The sequence below is a fragment of the Mucilaginibacter sp. genome (assembly GCF_036383575.1).
Taxonomy (GTDB): Bacteria; Bacteroidota; Bacteroidia; order Sphingobacteriales; family Sphingobacteriaceae; genus Mucilaginibacter.
Genome location: NZ_DASVOB010000469.1, coordinates 1 through 19,896 on the forward strand (window position 1 = coordinate 1; position 19,896 = coordinate 19,896).

Genomic DNA, 19,896 nt, shown 5'->3' on the forward strand with positions numbered 1-19,896 from the left:
CTGCAACTGGAAACTAATAATGCGCAGGAAATATTTGGTAGTCCGGATGACCTGAAACTTAAATCATCCATGACGCTGTTTGATGCTGCACCGGCCACGTTTCCTGTTTTTGGGCAGGTATTGGATAAATTCTATAATGGCGAACGGGATCAACGCACCTTACAATTACTGCAATTGAAAAAATGAGTTGGATAGTTAATATTAATAAGCCAGCGGTTGGTGATCAATTAAATTCAAAACCTTTCCTACCATATCTTCTATATCAAATGGTTTACGGATATAATCGTTTGCGTCGCATTCTTTGGCAATCAGTTCAATATCATTGGATGTAGAAAGAATGATCACCGGTATTTTAGCTAAACCAGAAACCTGCTTGATCTTCCGGCATAGGCGGTGACCAGGCTTGCTATTAATAAATTCATCCAACAGGATCACATTAGGTGCAAACGGGATGATTTCTGAAAGATTATCAGGTTCGGCAATGCTCATCGTTTCAAAGCCATGGTCGTGTAAAATAAATTCAACGACATGCCTGATATCCTGATCGTTCTCAATAATCAATACTTTCTTCTTCATGGTTCACTTGATTGGCTATAAAGATAAGCTTTTAATAATCAAGGGATGACAGGTCAATGTAATGTTAAGTCACTCTCCGGATTTATTCCATAACGTAGGGTTATCACGTACATAACTCAAATGTTCAATTAACTCTGTTACTTCTTCAGCGCTTAATTCCCGTTCTCCATCTGCGGTATAGGTAAAGATAGAGCCAGGTTTCTCAAAGGTGATGTAACCGCAATAATCAGGATCATTGTTCTGCTCCAATTGCATTGTGCTTCCTTGCTGCGGGCCATCAAAGGGTTACCCGCGCCGGTATCCCGGAAAATACTGTATGGATGGATTACAATGGCATGTCCGTCTAAATGGGCCTGCGTATCAGTAATGACCATTACTTTGAGGCCGCTCTTTAAGTAAAAAAAGTATTTTCATCATTTCCAGTTCAATTTGATTTGTTGGTTTCCATTAATACAATATTCAATATGTCCGTCCTTCCGGTATCTTGCTTCTAATTCGCCATTCTTGCCTTTAACTGTAAATGCAGGCAATGCCGATCTGTCTTTTTTAACCACGAGCATCCGGCAGTATAAACGTTCATCACCTTTTACCTTAAAGCTGAGCGAACCTTTACGATGTTTATAATCAGCCGTTGGATAGTCCAAATAGATCATAAAATCTTCGCCAGGTACTTTGTAGAAATGGCGCGGGATTATTCCAAACGCAACTCCTGCACCGTAAACTTCCTGGCCCACCGTACCGGACTGCTCCCAACCATCGTGGATGTCTTCTATAGCGATCCATAATTTGTGATCCACCTGCCCGGTCTTCACCTCGTCAGAAAGCATTTCCTTTGGCAAGTTAGGTGGGTAATAATACGGCGCGCGGTGCAAAATGTATTTTAAAAACTCCGGGATAAGCAATGACACTGAGGGTATAATGTTCTCATCTTCGGCATATAACAGGAAGTTATGCAGTGCTGCAAAAACTTCTTGTTCTTCATATGCTGCCGTATAAGGCGCGTCATTTAGTGGAAACATGGCAAAAAAAGTTGGGTAATCTTTGGCATAACCATAACTGCAATCCCAAAGCTGGAAGTTTTTGAAGACATTGGCAAGGCACAAATAAGCCAGATTGAGATATATCTGCTCTTTGGTTTCCTTGTAGAGCCAAAGCATAGCGTTTGCACCAAATGCAGTATTGTTGGCCTGGTAAAACAGGTCGAAACTTTTACCCAATAGTGTTTTAGCAGCCTTTTTTGCTTCCAGCAAATATTTATTTTCTTTGGTCAGTTGCCAGGCGTGTAACATCACCAGCGCATAAAGCCCAGCCACATCTTTCTCACCGCCTTTACCCGGTTGAGTTTCGGCCTTCACCACCTCCAGCGTCTCCATATTATACATTACCGGCCACTCATAGTTAAAATGGCGGGCAACACGGATAGTGAAATCTAAAGAGTTTAAAAAAAGCTTTTTTGCTTGCTTATCTCCCCGAATAGCGAGTCTCCCCAGGTTTAATAGGGGATGGTGTAAGTACCATGAATCCATTACATTCGGTTTCAATTGTTCCTCATCGCCACTCAAATCTTTGGCGAGTGTCGGTAGGAACCGTACAACCGTTTTCAGCTCCTTACTGTAAAAAGCATCCAACCCGTTTTGGATCTTTTTGATTGCAGGCAGGTCGGCCTTGCACCAATCATAATAGTCGGTAAGGGGCAGCAGTACCGCCAGTTGCACCATCAGCTCCGGCGGTGTGTCATAATCAGCTACGTAGGCATTCAGGTAATCCTGTTCTGCACCATGCGACCAGCAGCCATGGCTGAATTCCAGGTCATGTAAACCTTTATCCACCATGTCCGGCCAGCTGTAATATTCCGTAGCTGGTTTTGGCAGAACCAGGTATATATCTGCCAGTAAGTTTAAAAACTGCCTGGCCTGCGCCATTTCATCTTTGGGGTTCTCCGGGCTAAATGCTAAAAAAGCGTCCGATAATATCAATTCCCGATAAGCAGGTATCGGTTTATCTTTTAATGTCGGCGGCAACGCGAAACCCAGTTCCGGCCAGTTACCGCCCACAACATTGCCTAGGGAAGTTTCCGTTACTTGTGCATAATCGTTTAAAGCGGTCAGGTTTTGAAAGTAAAGCAAGCCACCTGATTTGGGCTCATCCAGGGTGATATATTGTAAACCGGAGCGTGTACCTATCTGGTTAATATGAATGGTGCCTTTTGGGGCTTTATTACTTTCATCCGGCCCAGTAATAACCATGTCTCTGGGCCAGAATGGCACTAATAAAGGGTTTTTGGCTTTAAAAGTTGTGGTGTACCGCAAAAGCGGTTTGTCCTTATCCGGAAATTCCAGCTTTATCCGGTAATTGCCGATGCTGGCGCTGAGATCTATACTGATGTCGTTGTCATGACGAGTGATCTGACCTAACGAAAAATGATCGTTTGGCGCATAGGCCGGCCGGAGCACTACTTGTATTCCTATAGGGCTGGTAACAGCGATCCAGAGGGAATTTTGCAGGCTATGTACCTGGATCTTGTAACCTTTGATCTCTTGCTTAAATAGTGTTGGAAGGTCCTGCCCGTGAAATAAGTTTTCGACGGCGGCTGCCCAGGGAGATAATGCATTCATTGTAAAAAAAATTTAATCGTTAAACAAAACTTTATTACACCGAGAACGCGTCGGTTAGCGCCAATAAAAAAATTTAAGACATAAACTGTGCCGTACTTTAATTGTTTTAATTATCGTTATAAAATATTTATTTAATTAAAAGTGTTTTTGGATTCAAAATTGCATATGAAGTAGTTCACCATTTAAAAATCTACCATTATGTTTCACCACGTCAAATCTCTACAATTTAATGCCAGGGTTTCCCGCCCTGATCCGCGTTTTGCCAACCTGTTATTGGAGCAATTCGGCGGCGAAAACGGAGAGCTGGCTGCGGCCATGCAGTACTTTACCCAGGCATTCGGCGCGAAGGTGCCGCATCCCGACAAATACGATATGCTGATGGATATCGCCACCGAGGAATTCAGTCACCTTGAAATTGTCGGTGCTACTATACAGATGTTGTTAAAAGGAGTCAATGGCGAATTAAAGGATGCCGCTGACCAGAGTGAGATCATGCAGGTAATGGATGGAAATGCTGCAAAAGAAAGTATTATCCATGCAGCGCTGAGCGCCAACCCGCAGTTCCCAATCATTACCGGTGGCGGGGTAACACCGCGCAATAGCCAGGGCATTCCCTGGTGTGCCTCTTATATCAACTCGAACGGTGACTTAACCGTCGACTTACGCAGTAACCTGGCTTCTGAATCACGCGCCAAACTGGTTTACGAGCACCTAATGAAATTCACCGATGACCCATATGTCCATGAAACCCTTTCTTTTTTAATGACCCGTGAAGTAACCCACTTTAAAATGTTTGAAGCTGCGCTGGACAGTATACAACCTAATTTTCCACCTGCAGTACTGGCTGCCGATCCAAGGTATTTGCAGCAAGCCTATAATTTTTCTGAAGGCAGCGTTCGCGGGGCTTGGAATGAGGGCGAGATCAAAGGCATGGGTAAGGAGTTTATTTATATTGAAGATCCGATTGCTTATGTTAAAGAAACCGAAGGCCAAACCAAACTGCCGAATGATTATAGCAAGGAATTAAAAGCTACCGAAAAATTGGACGAGGAAATGAGCGCGGTAAAAAGCGCTGAAGTGAAAAATGCTGAGCCAAAAGGCGTAGCGGAATGGAGCACCTATTAATATAACAGGCAATGGATAATATTTCTAAAGGCCAGCGAATTACCTCTCCCGAAGGAACGGGAGAGGTGTTAACCATTTTTGAAGACAAAGTTGTAGTAAAGCTGGATAGCGGCCAAACAACCACTTTGGCTGTTTACCAGGTATCAATTGAAAATACTGACAATGTCACTCAAACCGATTTAAATCAGGAATCACCGGAGGCTACTACAGCACGTGCGGAGCACGCCAGTGAGATTGTTGCCAGGCTCGACCATTTAACAAATGAAAATGCTAATCAAAATAACGAACAAACACCCATGAATTCGTGGTAATCAACATAATCGATCATTATTGCCTACCGTGTAAAAGCTTCTCCATTATTTGTTTTCCATTATTGCTATTGCGGTTTGATTGAACGGATTTTTGGTAATTCTGATCGGCGGACGGGAGTAGGGGATACAGCATTAGCTAAGCAATACTAACATAACCTCAAGAGGCCGTAGTCGTCTTTCAATAGGCTTAAGGTAATCGATACTGAAAAATATAAGGTTTTATTTTTCAGTAGTTTAATGCTGTTAACTAAGCAGAGCATAATTTAATGCGCTGTATTTTTTGAATTTTCAGGTTGGCATTCCAGAGATAACATAGAAGCAAAACACAATATCGTTCGCCGTGTGTTAAGCATCCAAAAAGCTGCGGTTTTCGTTAATGCTTTATATTTTGAACTTATGAATTTGAATTTCCATAACGGATTAATAAATGCCGGCGTACTTTCTGCAGATAATGTAAATCAACCACGATTGGCACATTGGGAACATGATGTGATCAGCAATGTCGACTCCTGGTCCGATGCAGTTTTTGATATCCTGGAAATTCCGATTAATACGACACCGGATCATAACCTCATCTTCGGTTCTTACCGGGAACCGTACCTGGGTATGATGAAAGCCGCAGTGGCAAAAGCCTACGAGTCAGGGATATCTTGGGACCTGGAGCTTGAACTGCTTACTGCAAACAGGCATGTCATTTGGGTTCGTTCATATGGGAGCGCAGTTATTGAGAATGATATACTGGTAAAGGTCAAGGGGGCCTTAATGGATATTGACGCTTACAGAAGCAATTCAGTCTCGCATAGCCTGTTGAAACAGCAACATAAAAAACTGAGCAGTTTTACTCATATCCTCACACACAACTTAAGAAACTATGCCCACAACATTTCCATGTTAACCGAACTGGTAGAACGAGATCAGCTTGACGCCTACAATACCGGCATATTGGATAAAATAGCTTCTGTTTCAGGTAATTTGACCGAGACCATTGAGCAGATGACCGAAATCGTCCAGGCCAACGAGAATGTAATGGAATCGGAGATATTAAACTTTGAAGCGGCTACCCAACATGTGCTCAACGTACTTGTCGCTGAGCTGGACCTGCACCACGCCTCGATAGAAACGGACTATGTTGTGCCGGATATCCTTTTTCCCAAACTCTATCTGAACAGTATCCTCATGAACCTGATCAGTAATTCCGTTAAGTATAAAAAAGAAACCGAAAGCCCGGAGATACTGATCAGCACCTATTTTGACGGTGATAAGGGCTGCATAATTTTAGAATACCAGGATAACGGGATCGGCATCGACCTGGAACGTCATGGCGACAAAATATTCGGGCTTTTCAAAACCTTTACGAACAGGCCCGGCTCAAACGGTGTGGGGCTGTTCCTTGTTAAAACTCAGGTTGAATCGCAGGGCGGCTATATTGTAGCAGAAAGTAAACCCAATGTCGGTACAATTTTCAGGATCTTCTTTAAGCCGAAAAAAAACGGAAATTGATTGATAGTGCCATCACTCAAAGTAGGTCTTAAGATCGAAGACTACCTGTGTATGGCGCACCTGTTTGTACCAAAATTCATCCTGAATGTTACCGCGGTAACCCCGGCCCTCAGTACAATGCCCGGGTCACCAGGCCCAGTCGTCATCATTCCGGCGAAATAATATAATTACTGCAGCAAACAACAACAGCCTCAACAGTATTTTAGTGATCATTGTCGATACTCCTATAAGTTTTTTTGTCTGAATATTTCCAGCGCGATCAGTTTCATATTGGTACTCAGTTCCTCCAGCTTACAGCATTTGCTGCGGATCTGTTCGGGCAAAGCGTCAACGGTTTCGATCAGGTCGATATGGAAACGGCACTGATCGTCGATTTTGGGGTTCCCATCTAAACTGTCGAATAAAGCATAGGCTAATTCCCGGTCATGTCCCAGGTTAAACTCGCCGAATGGCTCATAGTTTTTCGGCGTTTTCAGGCTGATCAATAAGTAAAATGGCGATTCCATAACGAATAATAACGGCCCCACTTTGGGGCCGTCTTTTTTATAATCCTTACAGGTTATTTAATCTCAATCTGGCGGCGGACTATTTTTGCGTCCTCGCGTTTCGCAATATCGATCTTTAGTACACCGTCGGTATATGCCGCTTCAATGCTGTCTGCATTGGCACTTTCGGGGAGGGTGAAGGAACGAACCCACGAACTATAGCTGTATTCGCGTTTGCTGTAGTTCTTTTGATTACCGTTGTTTTCGGTTCGCCGCTCCACCGATACGTTTAGCACGTTGCGGTCCAGGTTCAGTTTAAAGTCTTCCTTTCTCAAGCCGGGCGCAGCCAGTTCCACATGATAGTGATCTTCAGTTTCACTGATGTTGGCCGCGGGTACACGACTGGTCAGGCGGTCGTTAAAGAAAGTGTCATTGAAAATGGAATCGAATACATCATTAAAGCCTGGCATTAATGAACTGTTGTTTTTAGCGGGATTGAATTTAACCAATGTCATAGGTCTTTCCTCCTTAATAGATTAATGATTTGAAACTTATTTTGTTAATTAAACTATTTAGGAAAGATCAAGACCTGTGCCAACCGTTACAATGCCGTGTACCACTGAAAAAAATTCAGTTTTAATGAAAAATTTACAGTCGGTGGGTGTCAAAGTTTCATAGCAGATATTTGCGGAGATCGCAATATTTATAAACGCTACCATGTTTTGGTAATACTATAGCTTGCGTTGGATAGTGCGGTAATAACACAGAGCATAAGCAAAACACCGGTGCCTTTTTAGTAGGATAAGCTTGAAGCATATAAATTAGTTAGTATATTGTATTGAATTGATGGTTATAGTAAGCGTTGATTTTTCTAAGGACTTCGATCTTCTTGGAAGTGCTGCTGGAAAGTCTGTCTACCCAATCCTGTTAGTTGTTATGCGTCGTTGCGTCTGAATAGCCGAATTCTTTTTGAATTGATATGAAAGGGAAAATAACAAATTTTTTGTCCGTTAAGTTCCCGAGTTTGTAATCTATGGAGTCATTTTCTGAAGATCCTGAATGTCTTTTATTTTTTGATAAAACTTTTTGAAAAAGATAACAAACTGGGTTCCGGAAAACTATTTACCCAGAATAAATGGTCTGATACCTGTACTGCCATATCGACCCAGCTTATCCCGCCTAATAGAATGTCTGCGTTCAAATTTCTGGCGTATAAAAAGTTTATATTTACTTCACTTATCATTTATAGCCTGAAAACATGAAAAGAAAAAAACTAAGTCTGAAAGCCCTTGAGCTGGATGAAACCCTCGAAGCTATTAACTTGGATGATTTATAGTAATTTGTTGGTGGTAGCGGCACCGCAAGTAATGATTGCGTTTTTAATGCATTCGATTACCTGGATGGAAGCGCACGTGATGCCTCCTACTACCGGTTTGCTGCAATGTACAATTATGGCTTTACCGCCGACAGTTCTGGGTTGCAGACACAATATATCGATGATCTCGGTCAGGATTGGGGGCACGTGAACGTTACATTGTTAACTCCAACAACTGGAAGCGGCGATAGTAGTGGACTCCAGATTACAGGTAGTGGAATATTGCTAAATGGGGATCGGATTATGATGACCTTTAACGCGGGAGCTGGTGCTGATCATGCAGTTGTAGTTACAGGAGCCTATAACGATTCTTTTGGGGGACTTGTTTTAGAATACTATGATCCAACGACCGGTCAAAACGGTACAAGAAACAATAATGATTATAGTGATCTGTACGGGGTAGGAGCAGTAGGTTCTCATCCCTAAATACATGAATGACTACTTTCAAATCGAAAAGACCTATTCTGATAAAGCAATGACAGTATTTAAAAGGCTTGGCATCTTTCTATGCTTATTGGTATCGTCAATTGCTTGTTACGCTCAAGGTTCTATGGCTTTAGTGGTCAAAGACCCTGTTGATATCGTCAAGTCGATGAAACTTGAATACAAAAAACCCTCCGGTTTTGAGGAGTTGCGAAGCAGTGAATGTTTTAAACTATACCCAAAATTGGAGCGAATAATCACTTGCGCCTACGGTCTATTGAGGTCAACCGATCAGCAATTTATAGTCGTTACAACGCTTTATCGCCCCTTGACAAAAGACGACTCGGTATTCATATCCAGAATTTCACCAAACCGAATCACAAGCCTGAACTGGATGCATGAGGCGAATATTAAAAGCAACATCGAAGAATCCTTGGGAAAAGATTCAGCTCAATATTGGAGAAACTACGTTAAATATTACCCTTCGAACAAAGTTAGAAACACTTTCAATGCAGATTCCGCGATAACCTATTCGGTCAATTTGGATCTTCGAAACTACTATCAAAGTAAATATAAATATCTGGATGTACTGTGTGTGGCAAAGAAAAGGAGAGGCGTTATGTACTTTTTTTACCTATATACAGATGAGGGAAAAAAACATTATTCAGATTATCGGGCATCGTTCGAGGGGGCATTTCGATATTTAGATTGACTCCAAAGTTGCTGGCATCGTACATTAAGACCTGTCATCTGTTTTGGGAAGTCCAAATGGGGTTGATTGGTTTAGTACTGATCTTAAGGCAGTGCATTCGTTCAGAAAAACCCAGCTCAAATCTCGAAACAATTGACGACGCATCAGCCGACTCCCGAGGGGCATATTAGTTTTGAATTCATTAGCGTCAGCTCAGGTGGGGGACGGGAACAATACCACCTGTTGAAGAGACAACAATTAACAGGAATCTTAGGAAAAATCATGTTTGCCAAGCCGGATGCCTGCGTTTTTTTGATAGGCCGTTATAAGAGCAATGCACCAAGGGATAAACGTTACTTGCAAAATCTGTATCCCAGCCTGAAAATCAAGTTTTACCGCTCATGGTGTAAAAGGAATGACTTGTGATAGCGCTATTTTATTGGATCCTGATGCTGGTTTACTGGGGGGCCTTCAGAAATGGCCGATGATCCTATGCTATATTTTTAGCCAGAGCAGGACTCGAACCATAAACTGTACGGTTCGAAAAATGCACAGTCAGGAATCGTCAAAAGTGTTCTAATTCGCTTAAAACGCGCATGGTCAATTAAGTGGTTCGAATTCCGCCCTGGCAGGGAGGAGTCATTAGATGGAAAGTATGTCAAATTAATTTCTGCGTAATGACATTATAAATAAAAAAGACATTTCTGAATAGGGGATAAACGGTATTTGATTGTCTCTTACTAAATTGAAAAATTAATAAAGTAATTTGCGTCCAACGTTTGCCAACAAATAACACATATATACTGCATTTCAATGCTGAAGAGCCGGAATTTGACAGGGTTTACCTGGAGCATTATGCCGCACTGCACCATTATGCCTATACTTTGTTAGAGGATAATGCGCACGCGGATGAAATGGTGCAGGATGTTTTTTTGAAGATTTTGGAGCGGGACGAGCCTTTAAGCATTCATACGTCGCTTAAGGCTTACCTGTACCGGTCGGTTCATAATGAGTGTATGAATTATTTTAAGCATCAAAAGGTTAAACAAAAATACCAGCAGCGTAGTATGAACCAGGCCGATAACCATACCGAGCACGCTTTGAACAAGCTTCAATACCGGGAGTTTGAGAAGCATCTACTTAAAGCTATTAACGGACTGCCCGAACAATGCCGCACCATTTTCCAGATGAGCCGCTTTGATGACTTGAAATATGCCGAGATAGCCTCGCAATTAGGCATCTCTATAAAAACGGTAGATAACCAGATGGTGAAAGCGCTTAAACGTTTGAGGCAGCAATTGGCCGACTACCTGCCTTTATTGATCTGTTTTTTAGTAAAAATATTTAAATGAGCGAACATTTACATATAACGGATGAGCTGCTAATCAGCTATGTACTTAACGAAGTTTCGGCAGAGGAGACCCTGCATATTGATAGCTGGCGTAGCCTTGATACTGAAAACGAGCGCCGTTTTGAGCAATTCAGGCTGATATGGGAGAGTAGCAAAAATTTTAAGGAGGATGCAGGTGCAGATGCCCATGCCTCTCTGCAAAAAGTAAAACAACGTGCTGCCGAGGCAAAAAAGCAACAGGCGAAACTTGTACCTATGCGCAATAGACTTAGCTGGCTGAAAATAGCAGCATCACTCATTTTTATTGCTGCCTGTGCCTGCATCTGGCTTACCTGGTTCGCCAACCCAATACTACAGACTGAAAGCAAAGCAGCTATCAGGATTGATACATTATCAGATGGTACAATAGTAACCCTTAATAAAAATACCCGGTTGGATCATCCCGAGAAATTTACCGGCGACCGGCGTTTGGTAAACTTTATTAGCGGCGAAGCTTTTTTTAACGTGGCGCATAATAAGGCAAAGCCCTTTATTATAGCAGCGGGTAAAGCATCTATAAAAGTAGTAGGCACATCATTCAATGTAAAAAACACAAACGGAAAGGTTGAAATTATTGTAGAAACCGGGCTGGTGCAGGTAACCAATAGCGTTAACAACCTGATGATTTTGCTTAAGCCGGGCGAGGTAGCCGTATTTGATCCTCAAACTGGTAAGTTTACCAAACAGCACACCCCGGATAATTTATATCAATACTATCGCGATAAAAACCTGGTATTTAAAAATATACCGTTGGTGCGCCTGGTAGCGGTATTAAACGAAGCCTATGGAGCCAATATAGTAATAGGGCGCAAAGAACTAATTAACATGCAAATAGCCGGGAGTTTTAATATAAATGAAAACCTGGATATGAAGCTAAATGTGATTGCGATAGTTTTAAATATAACCGTTGAGAAAAAGCAGGACAAGATTATCCTTAAATAAAATGAGAGCCGTTTGATGATATTTACAGCTATCAAAACACCTAAACCCTATCGCCTGGTTATATTGCTAGTGCTGATGTTATGCGTTAGCCGGTCACATGCGCAAAGTATTTTCAATAGGCTGGTTTCGGTAAATGCCGAGGGGGTGGCCCTGGCGGATGTTTTACAGGAGCTAAGCAAAAAAGGTGAATTCCATTTTTCCTACAAAGCACAATTGCTGCCACAGGATAGCCTGGTAAGTTTGACAGAAACAAACCAAACGGTTGGTTTGGTTTTAAGCAAACTTTTGCGAGATAAATACAATGTCCGAGAATATCAAAACTACCTCATCATTACCGAAAAACTACCTGGACTGACTTTTTTAGATACCGATATCACCGATGATAACAACAATTATTCGGTAAGTGGCCTGGTGGTAAGCGAACGCACCGGCGAACGGCTGATGAATGTCAGTGTTTATGTAAAAGCCGAGCTAATTTCAGTTTTAACGGATGAACATGGCTACTTCCGCATCAAATTCAGGGCCGATAACCCAGGACAGATCAGCGTTACGGCAAGTAAGCTCGCCTACCAGGATACCACCATTAATTTTCTGCAGGCGGTATCGGTAAGCAGTAGGTTTGGCCGGAACAGTTACAATAATGCAGTGATTAGAAATAACAGGGTAGAACGTACCGGAATGGGGCGTTTTTTTATTTCGGCTAAACAACGTATCCAGAGTTTAAACATTCCTGATTTTTTTGCGCGCAGGCCATTCCAGGTTTCTTTAACTCCGGGATTGAGTTCGCATGGTATGTTTAGTCCGCAGGTGGTTAACAAGTTTTCTTTGAATGTGGCTGGCGGATATACTGCGGGGGTAAATGGCTTTGAGTTTGGCGGCCTGTTCAACATCAATAAAATGGACGCCAAATATGTACAGATAGCTACGGTTTTTAATTTGGTAGGAGGGGCGGTTACCGGTATTCAGATAGCAGGGGTGAGCAACCGGGCATTAGATACGGTTCGCGGTATGCAACTTGCCGGTTTTATCAACAAGGGAGAGGGTATAGTTGCAGGCATCCAGCTTGCTGCACTCAATAACAGCGCCCATAAATTAAAAGGTTTACAAATAGGTTTGGTCAATACTGCCGATACCTCGCAGGGGGCAAGTATCGGCTTACTCAACATCATCGGTAATGGGTTTTACCGGGTATCGGCAACCACTAATGATGTTACTAACACCAATCTCTCGCTTAAAACAGGTACCCATGGTTTTTACAGCGATCTGCTCATTGGTACCAATATCTCGCCCGAAAACAAGCTGCACTCGTTTGGCCTGGGTATAGGACATGATTTCATGTTGGGCGATAAGTTTTATATCTCGGCTGGAGCTGCTTACCAATTTGCCTACACTGGTTTGTGGGATGATAGATGGTTCCAATTCAAAACCTTGCTTAACCTCCAGCTATCCAAACATGTCAGTGTATTGGCCGGACCGGTATTTCACAGCTACAACCATAGTGGTTCGTTCCACCTGGATGGATATAAAAACATAACCCGTATTCCCGATTACCCCGATCAGGTTATAGGCGATGGGCACCAAACCCGCAGCTGGATAGGATGGGAGGCAGGCCTGGCTTTTAACTCCGTTTTTAAGCCGATGAAGAAAACGGTTGATAACAGCCGCGCCTGGTACCTGGGAGCCGCCGTAACCGCAGGCCCTGGCTGGGACGATCCCTATAGCAAAGTTTACGGTGCTGAACTGTTTGTTCAGCGCGATCTGGGCGAACACCTTTCGGCAGTAATAACAACGGGGTATACCTATTTTCCGGTTGATAAGGGCTACCCGCCTATTTTTGGAAATGGAAGTAATGAGGTTTACGATGTGTCACACAGCATGATTCCCCTAAAGTTTGGAGTGCGTTTACGAACCGGGACCGCTTTTTATATTTCCGGCGATGTTGGCGTAGCCTTCGGATTGTTTAGTCAACCGGTTTTCTCGTCTTTTGATATGTCTACCCGGCCCGGTTACCGGCCTTACCGCGCCTCGATGATATCGGCTGGGGCTGGTTTTAGTTTTCCAGGCGGTTTAGAAACCGGGGTTAAATTTGAAGATTATGGCTATTACTATAAAGAGTTTGCTTTGAGATTAGGGTATAGGTTGAAGCTGAGCAGGTAAGAAGGTTAGTATAGTTGCATGAAGAATTTTAACACGAATGCTAGTCTGTGCGTACACAATTAAGCTAATTACACTAATTTTTATCATGTCCATCTGCACCGCTAATTTGTGAATTCGATAATTTGAAAAAAAAACTGTGGAAATTCTTTCTACGAATTGCGGCATCAGATAAATATTATACCATATAGCGTAGGGGTAACGCACCATCTTGTTGTCACATCCGCAAAAACAACGATGAAAAAGTACCCCCTGCTTAAAATTATCCTGCTATCGGTTTTCAGCGTTTTGCTTACCGGGGTTTATATCTCTTGTTTGGTCAAAAGCTGGCAATTAATGGCCATGATGGTATTCGCGCTGAGTAGCCTTACCATCAAAAAAGCAGTCGACTTGCTTCCTGTTGATTAAACCTATCTAATTATCTAAAAATTATTACACCACATGAAACATCTATTTTCATTATTTATCCTGGTCGTTCTTTCGGCAGCAACGGCAAAAGCGCAAAGCAATAATAGAACATGGCGCGTTGGTTTTGGCATTGATGCCGGTATAGCTACATCTGATGCTTTTAAATATGCCATTGGCGGCGATATCCGGATCCAGAAAGATTTTAACCCGCGCGTTTCAGGAACATTAACCACCGGTTTTAGCCATTTTTTTGAGAAAGACCATTTTGCCGGTTATAGCCAGTATGGTAGCCCTTACAATGTGATCCCGGTAAAGCTGGGTATAAGATATTTTGTGGGCGATAACCTGTATTTAGGCGGCGAGGCCGGTGCCGGCTTCGCCTTTGAACAATGGGGAACATCTTTTGTATGGTCGCCTTCGGTAGGCATGGCGTTTAAAAACGGTATCGACCTGAGCCTGAAATATGAGGATTATACCAAAGATAAAGCGACCAAAACCCTCGGTTTACGCCTGGCCTACGGCTTTAGTGCCCGAAGCATGGACGCGCAAAAAAAATCGGCAAGCCCGGCTAATGTTACCAACTCGGAAATAGGTATCAGCTTTAACCCCGGCGTTGATGTCAACTCATCGGATAATAAAATATTGGGGGGAGATGTTACACTTTATCAACCGGTAACCAATAACCTGGTAGCTACCTTTTCAGCAGGCTATACGCATATGAATACGCAATACCTGTCAACTTATGGCATAATGGACGGCAATGGTAATGTGTATTATAACTATAACCTCACCGTGCGTAACGTAGTGCCGGTTAAAATTGGTTTAAGAGTGTTTTGGGGAGATATGTTTTACCTTGGTGGTGAAGCAGGAGTAGCTTTTGCATCTAGAAGAAACACCACATTTGTTTATTCACCATTATTAGGTGTCAAGTTTAAAAACGGACTTGATATTGGTGCAAAGTACGAAAATTATGACAACCGCCTTGTGCAAGACGCTTTATCGTTTAAATTAGGTTATCATTTTAAGCTTTAAATGATTATCCCCGATTTTCGTGCGTTCCAAGAACGGCATACAAGCATTACCACTACCATGCGATATCAATCCAGCTTCTCACATAAAAAGGCCGGTGAAGCTTTAGAAGCGGTGATTGATTTTTAAAAATGGTTGTGTTTACTAAATCAAAGCTAATTTAACTGGTATAATGATATCTATCCGGTTCCGGTAACCCGCTATATCTTGAATTATCATAGTCGCGAAAAGCCTCTACATAGTTGGTTTGTCGTGATGTGATCGAGATTAGGGTAATATCATTTTTATCTAACAAATTATAGATTTCAAACGTCAGGTAAGAATGCACCACTCCTTTTAGGCCTCCGGAATTGCACCGTGGATATTGAAGACTGATTTCACTAATGAATGTTTCAATCTGCTTGTTTAAATCTTCCAGTTGAAATATATCGTGTTCGTGTGGTCTTATTAAAAGTGCATAACAATGTTCCTGGATTGCTTTTACCAGGGTATTGATCGGCGGTTTGTTGTGATGACCCAATATTCTCATTGCTCTTCAAAATGATGGGATTTGTGATGAAACCGTAATAAGCAAAGACGGGCATCGAGCTCGTCTTTGCTTTCTTAATTAATTAAACGTATTAACTAAAACAGGCTTTGAGCAAAAAGAATTTTATAAAATCCTATTGTCTCAAAAAACATTGCAAAGGTAGATGATATGTACTACTTTTCCTGAAACTACTGTTAATTCGAAAAACCTGTTTAACCCTGATCAACTCAAATTACATTTAGCCCGTAAACAACGATTGGCGCTCTCGCTCTACATTGAAAATTCAACAGGAATTGCCGCTTCTTTTACTTTACAGTAAGTTTTAACTTTACGTTTGCAACACATAAATGATAATATCCCTTTAAATATGCCCTAAATCTGCCACATAAGATTAGCCCGCGTTATCCGTGGGCTTTTTTATAGCAGCACCGATAACAAATGAAATTATTTGAGGTAGGATTTATTTAGCTCTCTTAATGGCTTAATCCTGGTAAATAATTGTAGCTGATCAGAAAGATCAATCGTTTTAAAAATCGCTTCAAGTAATTCCGGCTTGATAAAACTGCCCGACATTTGAAGCAATTGCTCGGTTATAACGCTCCTTTGAGCGAGCAGGTAAGTATTTTCAGTTATTTGAATCAGATAGGTAATGTTATTATCGGGATCGGCAAATAGCTCAACGTCAAACTGAAAACTCTCATTCTTGAGGGTTCCATTTAAAAACATATATGGGCGTATTTTTCATACAAGATACGTAATTCGCTCGCCTTCAAGTAAAAATATAACATTTAGAGCGGGATATTTTGCTACGCCCTGTGAGAATGGCCTGCCTCATTCTGCGTAAAAAATACACAATGAAGGAACCGCATCACTATACGCTAAGCAGAATTCAGCCGGTCTCAAAATTGCATTGAAGCAAACCAAGGTCGTTTTAATTCGGGCCTATGAAAAGATGGTGGTTATGGAACAAAGTTTAGATCAGCGAGCGAAGAAGGTAGTCTCGGATATAAAAATTATCAGGGAACAAAAAGGCTATAAACAAGATTATTTGGCGGCCAAACTAAATATTACACAGAATGCCTATAGCAAAATTGAGCTTGGGTATGCCTCACTCACGGTAGAACGTTTGTTTGCAATTGCACAAATTTTTGAAATGGAAGTTATCGATCTGTTAAATTATACGGCGCAGCACCCCCCCGAAGATTTAGCAACCGATTAACAGCTCAATTAAACCGTCCCCTATCAAGATCTCTAAAAGCGCATTGGAATTCTTTTTTTCGGGATGTCAATGATACACAGATGGCATCGTTGTAAATCACCTCCAAAACTTCACAGGTAAGGAAAGCGTATATTTTCATGTGGATGTCTTCAACTTCTGAGACCGGGTGATCTAATCTGGCCAGCGCCGCATGATGATACATTTCTTTTCTTAGTTCATAAAGATTAGAAATACTATGTTTGTCGGTCGATAAAATCAGTTTTTTTAAATAAATCTGCAAGTCCAGGATAAGCGGGTTTTGTGATGCTTGAAACTGAAACGAGAGGATCTTCATAAAACGAAACGGCATTATTAACTTACTCCAACACAATATAGTTATTTAAAACTATTAAGGAAAATAATGACGTGAAGGTGGCAACGATCCGATATTGTAACCTTCTGGAATTCCTTAAAAGCTTTCCGTACGTCAAAGCTAAACGATTGTCTGCATCCGATGCAGAGGCACTGGAAGAAATATATCATATTAAAAGGCTTTCAAACTTGCCGATAAAGTCACGGCAGGCACAATTAAAAGCCGCCCGGCATCAGAATTATTGCATGACTTATAATTTCCGTATGATCATGTTAATGATTATCACGGCTCCCGCGCATGTTTTACGAGATATCTAATGATAGATTTCCGGTCATATAAAACGATCTTTTTTGATGGCTTGCTGAAACGGATAGCGCCTTTATCCCTCAGCACCTGTAAGGTCGTTTTTTTTATCCCGTACATTCCCATCGCTTCATGCCGCAAATCCAATCATCAAGATGGTCTTTGTTATATATAAGTCTTTTACCTGCCGGTATACCCCGGCAATAAGTTCATCAAACGCTTTTTCTTCAATACAATTAGCATTCATAGCAATAGCTTTAGAAAAATAAATGTATAAATTTAAATTAATCCTTGCAAATATCTCAACAAGTGTTATAATTGTAAGGATGATAAAGCGCGAAGCACAGCAGGAAATCGTGACCCTTTTGCAGGAATTCCCTGCCGTAGGGTTATTAGGGCCACGTCAGGTGGGTAAAACTACATTGGCCGAAGAAATTGCCGCTATGTTCAAGCCAGAGCCGATTTACCTTGATTTGGAAAGTCCGAGCGATCAGGCCAAACTAAGCGAGCCGGAAGACTATTTTGAGCTGCACAAAGGGCGGCTTATTATTCTGGACGAAATCCAGCGCATGCCGGGCCTGTTTCAGATACTGCGTGGGGTGATCGACCGTCGTCGTCGTCAAGGTCTGAAATCCGGACAGTTTCTTGTTTTGGGTTCTGCCTCCCTGGAATTGCTTAAGCAATCATCAGAAACGCTTGCAGGACGCATTGCTTATAAGGAGCTTTCGGCGCTAAATGTTGCCGAAATTCCAGAAGGAAGCCAAAAAGAACAAGATCACCTTTGGCTGCGTGGCGGCTTTCCTGACAGCTATCTCGCCAAAACAGACGAGGCCAGTTTACGTTGGCGGTTAAACTTCATCAGCACCTATCTTGAACGTGATGTGCCACAATTCGGCTCGCGAATCCCGGCTGTCGCTTTGCGCCGCTTATGGACGATGCTTGCACATCAGCAGGGAAGCCAGTTGAACATTGCGCAGCTTGGGGCCAATTTGGACATTTCTCTCATGACGGCAAAGCGCTATATTGAACTGCTGGAAGATTTGTTGCTGATCCGGACGCTTCGGCCATGGTCTGGTAATATCGGCAAGCGGCTTGTCAAAGCTCCAAAAGTTTACATCCGCGATAGTGGCCTTGTTCATGCGCTTCTTAATTTAAAAACACAGGATGACGTCTTGAGCCATCCGGTGATCGGAGCCAGTTGGGAAGGTTTTGTTATTGAAAACTTAATCTCTTGCCTTTCGGTCGGAATAACGCCGTGGTTTTACCGCACTTCGGCGGGTGCAGAGATTGATTTGGTCATCGAGCAAAACGCGCAAAAAAATTACGCCATCGAGATCAAGCGCTCATTATCGCCGTCGATGTCAAAAGGTTTTTATCTGGGGTGTGAAGATATCGGCGCAACGCATCGTTTTATTGTTTATCCCGGTAAAGAACGGTTTCCGATCAATAAAACAACGACGGCCATTCCGCTAATCGAAATGATGGCAGAATTAAGATCAATGCGTTAATCGGGAGTATTATTACCCTAAAAACCTGAAAACGTGTCGTAGGACGTAGCCACAGGAGCGGGTCGCCTTAAAATTGCGGGCAAAGCTCGTGGCAACGCTTGCACCCGCCGAAATGTCCCGCATTCTCTTAGTTACCCCCGACCAATTGCCGAGCCTGTTTACCCGGGCACAGCAGTCGAGCGAGACCGTCACTACCATGAAGAGGTATAGTGGGGAAAGGCGGCATGACGAGGGCGCGAACAATGCCAATGCTGAAGACATCCTGAAGCGTATCCTTGGCAATGGCACCATTCCAGAGAGATGACACTATTTTGGCAACATTATTGCTTTGCTAAGTATCTGATTTAGTACCATCTATATACTTTTTTGAACGTACATTTGAATATCAACAAAAAGCCGGGCGCGAGGTTCGGCTTTTTTAGTATTCAACGATACTCCGTTTAGGAATGTTTTTACGAAACACTATCTTCGTATTGATGATAACTGCCCTACAACAATCTTTTTTGGAAGCGCGTACCGCGTTGCCGAGCGTCATGTCGTTTAATGCGGACATTATTGTCATTTCGGTTGGAGCAGATCGGGGACAGTGGAGTAGGTACCATGTCTTCTCTTCTGGCGAGACGTTGCATTTTGTATTCTTTAAAGAAGCAGGTGCAGATAGATGGGTGTGTGCCGATATTGAGTTGCAACAATGGCTCGAGGACAACAATGCAATAGCATTGCACGTGCTCTCCTCATGTAGCAAATAATTCATACCACGACAGCTATGTACCGTCGTCATCAATCCCTATATACCTCAGGTATGCGTCGTAGCTCTCATAATCACAGAACTGTGCCAGTGCATCTTGTATGTAAGTAGAAGGCGGCAGTTTCACTGGACTCAAACCGTATAGATGCAACAATGCGGTTGCCGAAATGAACCGTCCGGTGCTGTCATATATCGCATCCGACAGCTCATAGG

Annotated in this window: 22 protein-coding genes; 14 read left to right on the plus strand and 8 right to left on the minus strand. The window is 42.4% G+C overall.

Annotated features, from left to right (window positions below; all coding sequences use genetic code 11):
• A partial coding sequence (locus VF500_RS16875) for a DUF1810 family protein (protein ID WP_330860799.1) occupies positions 1 to 186 on the plus strand: 186 nt, incomplete at its 5' end.
• Positions 187 to 201: 15 nt separating this feature from the next.
• Here VF500_RS16875 and VF500_RS16880 read toward each other — a convergent pair.
• From VF500_RS16880 to VF500_RS16890, 3 genes are all read right to left on the minus strand, one after another.
• On the minus strand, positions 202 to 576 hold the full coding sequence (locus VF500_RS16880; RefSeq protein ID WP_330860800.1) for a response regulator: 375 nt from the start codon (positions 574 to 576) through the stop codon (positions 202 to 204).
• Positions 577 to 645: 69 nt separating this feature from the next.
• Positions 646 to 831 carry a hypothetical protein gene (locus VF500_RS16885; RefSeq protein ID WP_330860801.1) on the minus strand — a complete coding sequence of 62 codons (186 nt, stop codon included), beginning with the start codon at positions 829 to 831 and terminating at the stop codon, positions 646 to 648.
• 158 nt (positions 832 to 989) lie between these two features.
• Positions 990 to 3,191 carry a hypothetical protein gene (locus tag VF500_RS16890; protein ID WP_330860802.1) on the minus strand — a complete coding sequence of 734 codons (2,202 nt, stop codon included), beginning with the start codon at positions 3,189 to 3,191 and terminating at the stop codon, positions 990 to 992.
• A gap of 198 nt (positions 3,192 to 3,389) precedes the next feature.
• On the opposite strand from VF500_RS16890, the gene VF500_RS16895 reads away from it, so the two are divergent.
• The 4 genes from VF500_RS16895 to VF500_RS16910 all read left to right on the plus strand — a co-directional run bounded on the left by VF500_RS16895 (position 3,390) and on the right by VF500_RS16910 (position 6,289).
• Entirely contained in the window at positions 3,390 to 4,316 is a 927-nt protein-coding gene (locus VF500_RS16895; protein ID WP_330860803.1) for a manganese catalase family protein, read from the plus strand.
• Between the two features lie 11 nt (positions 4,317 to 4,327).
• On the plus strand, positions 4,328 to 4,627 hold the full coding sequence (locus tag VF500_RS16900) for a hypothetical protein (RefSeq protein WP_330860804.1): 300 nt from the start codon (positions 4,328 to 4,330) through the stop codon (positions 4,625 to 4,627).
• A 396-nt stretch (positions 4,628 to 5,023) separates the two neighbouring features.
• Entirely contained in the window at positions 5,024 to 6,127 is a 1,104-nt protein-coding gene (locus VF500_RS16905; protein WP_330860805.1) for a HAMP domain-containing sensor histidine kinase, read from the plus strand.
• A 6-nt stretch (positions 6,128 to 6,133) separates the two neighbouring features.
• On the plus strand, positions 6,134 to 6,289 hold the full coding sequence (locus VF500_RS16910) for a hypothetical protein (RefSeq protein ID WP_330860806.1): 156 nt from the start codon (positions 6,134 to 6,136) through the stop codon (positions 6,287 to 6,289).
• 62 nt (positions 6,290 to 6,351) lie between these two features.
• Here the strand turns inward: VF500_RS16910 and VF500_RS16915 are convergent, their stop codons facing one another.
• Together VF500_RS16915 and VF500_RS16920 are read right to left on the minus strand one after the other, a co-directional pair.
• Positions 6,352 to 6,633 carry a hypothetical protein gene (locus tag VF500_RS16915; protein WP_330860807.1) on the minus strand — a complete coding sequence of 94 codons (282 nt, stop codon included), beginning with the start codon at positions 6,631 to 6,633 and terminating at the stop codon, positions 6,352 to 6,354.
• Positions 6,634 to 6,686: 53 nt separating this feature from the next.
• Complete coding sequence (locus VF500_RS16920) at positions 6,687 to 7,127, minus strand: Hsp20/alpha crystallin family protein (protein WP_330860808.1); 441 nt, start codon at positions 7,125 to 7,127, stop codon at positions 6,687 to 6,689.
• A gap of 926 nt (positions 7,128 to 8,053) precedes the next feature.
• Here VF500_RS16920 and VF500_RS16925 point away from each other — a divergent pair.
• The 7 genes from VF500_RS16925 (at position 8,054) to VF500_RS16955 (ending at position 15,027) form a co-directional block, all read left to right on the plus strand.
• Complete coding sequence (locus tag VF500_RS16925) at positions 8,054 to 8,413, plus strand: hypothetical protein (RefSeq protein ID WP_330860809.1); 360 nt, start codon at positions 8,054 to 8,056, stop codon at positions 8,411 to 8,413.
• A gap of 4 nt (positions 8,414 to 8,417) precedes the next feature.
• Positions 8,418 to 9,122, plus strand: coding sequence for a hypothetical protein (locus VF500_RS16930; protein ID WP_330860810.1), 705 nt, complete (start codon positions 8,418 to 8,420; stop codon positions 9,120 to 9,122).
• 758 nt (positions 9,123 to 9,880) lie between these two features.
• Complete coding sequence (locus VF500_RS16935) at positions 9,881 to 10,453, plus strand: RNA polymerase sigma-70 factor (RefSeq protein ID WP_330860811.1); 573 nt, start codon at positions 9,881 to 9,883, stop codon at positions 10,451 to 10,453.
• On the plus strand, positions 10,450 to 11,433 hold the full coding sequence (locus VF500_RS16940; protein ID WP_330860812.1) for a FecR family protein: 984 nt from the start codon (positions 10,450 to 10,452) through the stop codon (positions 11,431 to 11,433). The genes VF500_RS16935 and VF500_RS16940 overlap by 4 nt, the downstream gene beginning before the upstream one ends.
• Before the next feature lie 15 nt (positions 11,434 to 11,448).
• A complete protein-coding gene (locus VF500_RS16945) occupies positions 11,449 to 13,590 on the plus strand; it encodes an LA_2272 family surface repeat-containing protein (RefSeq protein ID WP_414688584.1) in 2,142 nt (713 codons plus the stop codon).
• Positions 13,591 to 13,824: 234 nt separating this feature from the next.
• Complete coding sequence (locus VF500_RS16950; protein WP_330860814.1) at positions 13,825 to 13,995, plus strand: hypothetical protein; 171 nt, start codon at positions 13,825 to 13,827, stop codon at positions 13,993 to 13,995.
• A gap of 33 nt (positions 13,996 to 14,028) precedes the next feature.
• Entirely contained in the window at positions 14,029 to 15,027 is a 999-nt protein-coding gene (locus VF500_RS16955; RefSeq protein ID WP_330860815.1) for an outer membrane beta-barrel protein, read from the plus strand.
• Positions 15,028 to 15,997: 970 nt separating this feature from the next.
• Here VF500_RS16955 and VF500_RS16960 read toward each other — a convergent pair.
• Entirely contained in the window at positions 15,998 to 16,279 is a 282-nt protein-coding gene (locus VF500_RS16960) for a hypothetical protein (RefSeq protein ID WP_330860816.1), read from the minus strand.
• Positions 16,280 to 16,463: 184 nt separating this feature from the next.
• Here VF500_RS16960 and VF500_RS16965 point away from each other — a divergent pair, with 184 nt between their 5' ends.
• The gene (locus VF500_RS16965) at positions 16,464 to 16,772 is read left to right on the plus strand and encodes a helix-turn-helix transcriptional regulator (RefSeq protein WP_330860817.1); all 309 of its coding nucleotides are present in this window, start codon (positions 16,464 to 16,466) and stop codon (positions 16,770 to 16,772) included.
• 4 nt (positions 16,773 to 16,776) lie between these two features.
• Here VF500_RS16965 and VF500_RS16970 read toward each other — a convergent pair whose 3' ends face one another.
• Positions 16,777 to 17,106 (minus strand): hypothetical protein, encoded by a 330-nt coding sequence (locus tag VF500_RS16970; protein ID WP_330860819.1) that lies wholly within the window; start codon positions 17,104 to 17,106, stop codon positions 16,777 to 16,779.
• A 647-nt stretch (positions 17,107 to 17,753) separates the two neighbouring features.
• Here VF500_RS16970 and VF500_RS16975 point away from each other — a divergent pair.
• Positions 17,754 to 18,935 carry an ATP-binding protein gene (locus VF500_RS16975; RefSeq protein WP_330860820.1) on the plus strand — a complete coding sequence of 394 codons (1,182 nt, stop codon included), beginning with the start codon at positions 17,754 to 17,756 and terminating at the stop codon, positions 18,933 to 18,935.
• 764 nt (positions 18,936 to 19,699) lie between these two features.
• On the opposite strand, the gene VF500_RS16980 is transcribed toward VF500_RS16975, so the two are convergent.
• The coding region (locus tag VF500_RS16980) for a hypothetical protein (protein WP_330860821.1) at positions 19,700 to 19,896 on the minus strand (197 nt) is incomplete at its 5' end.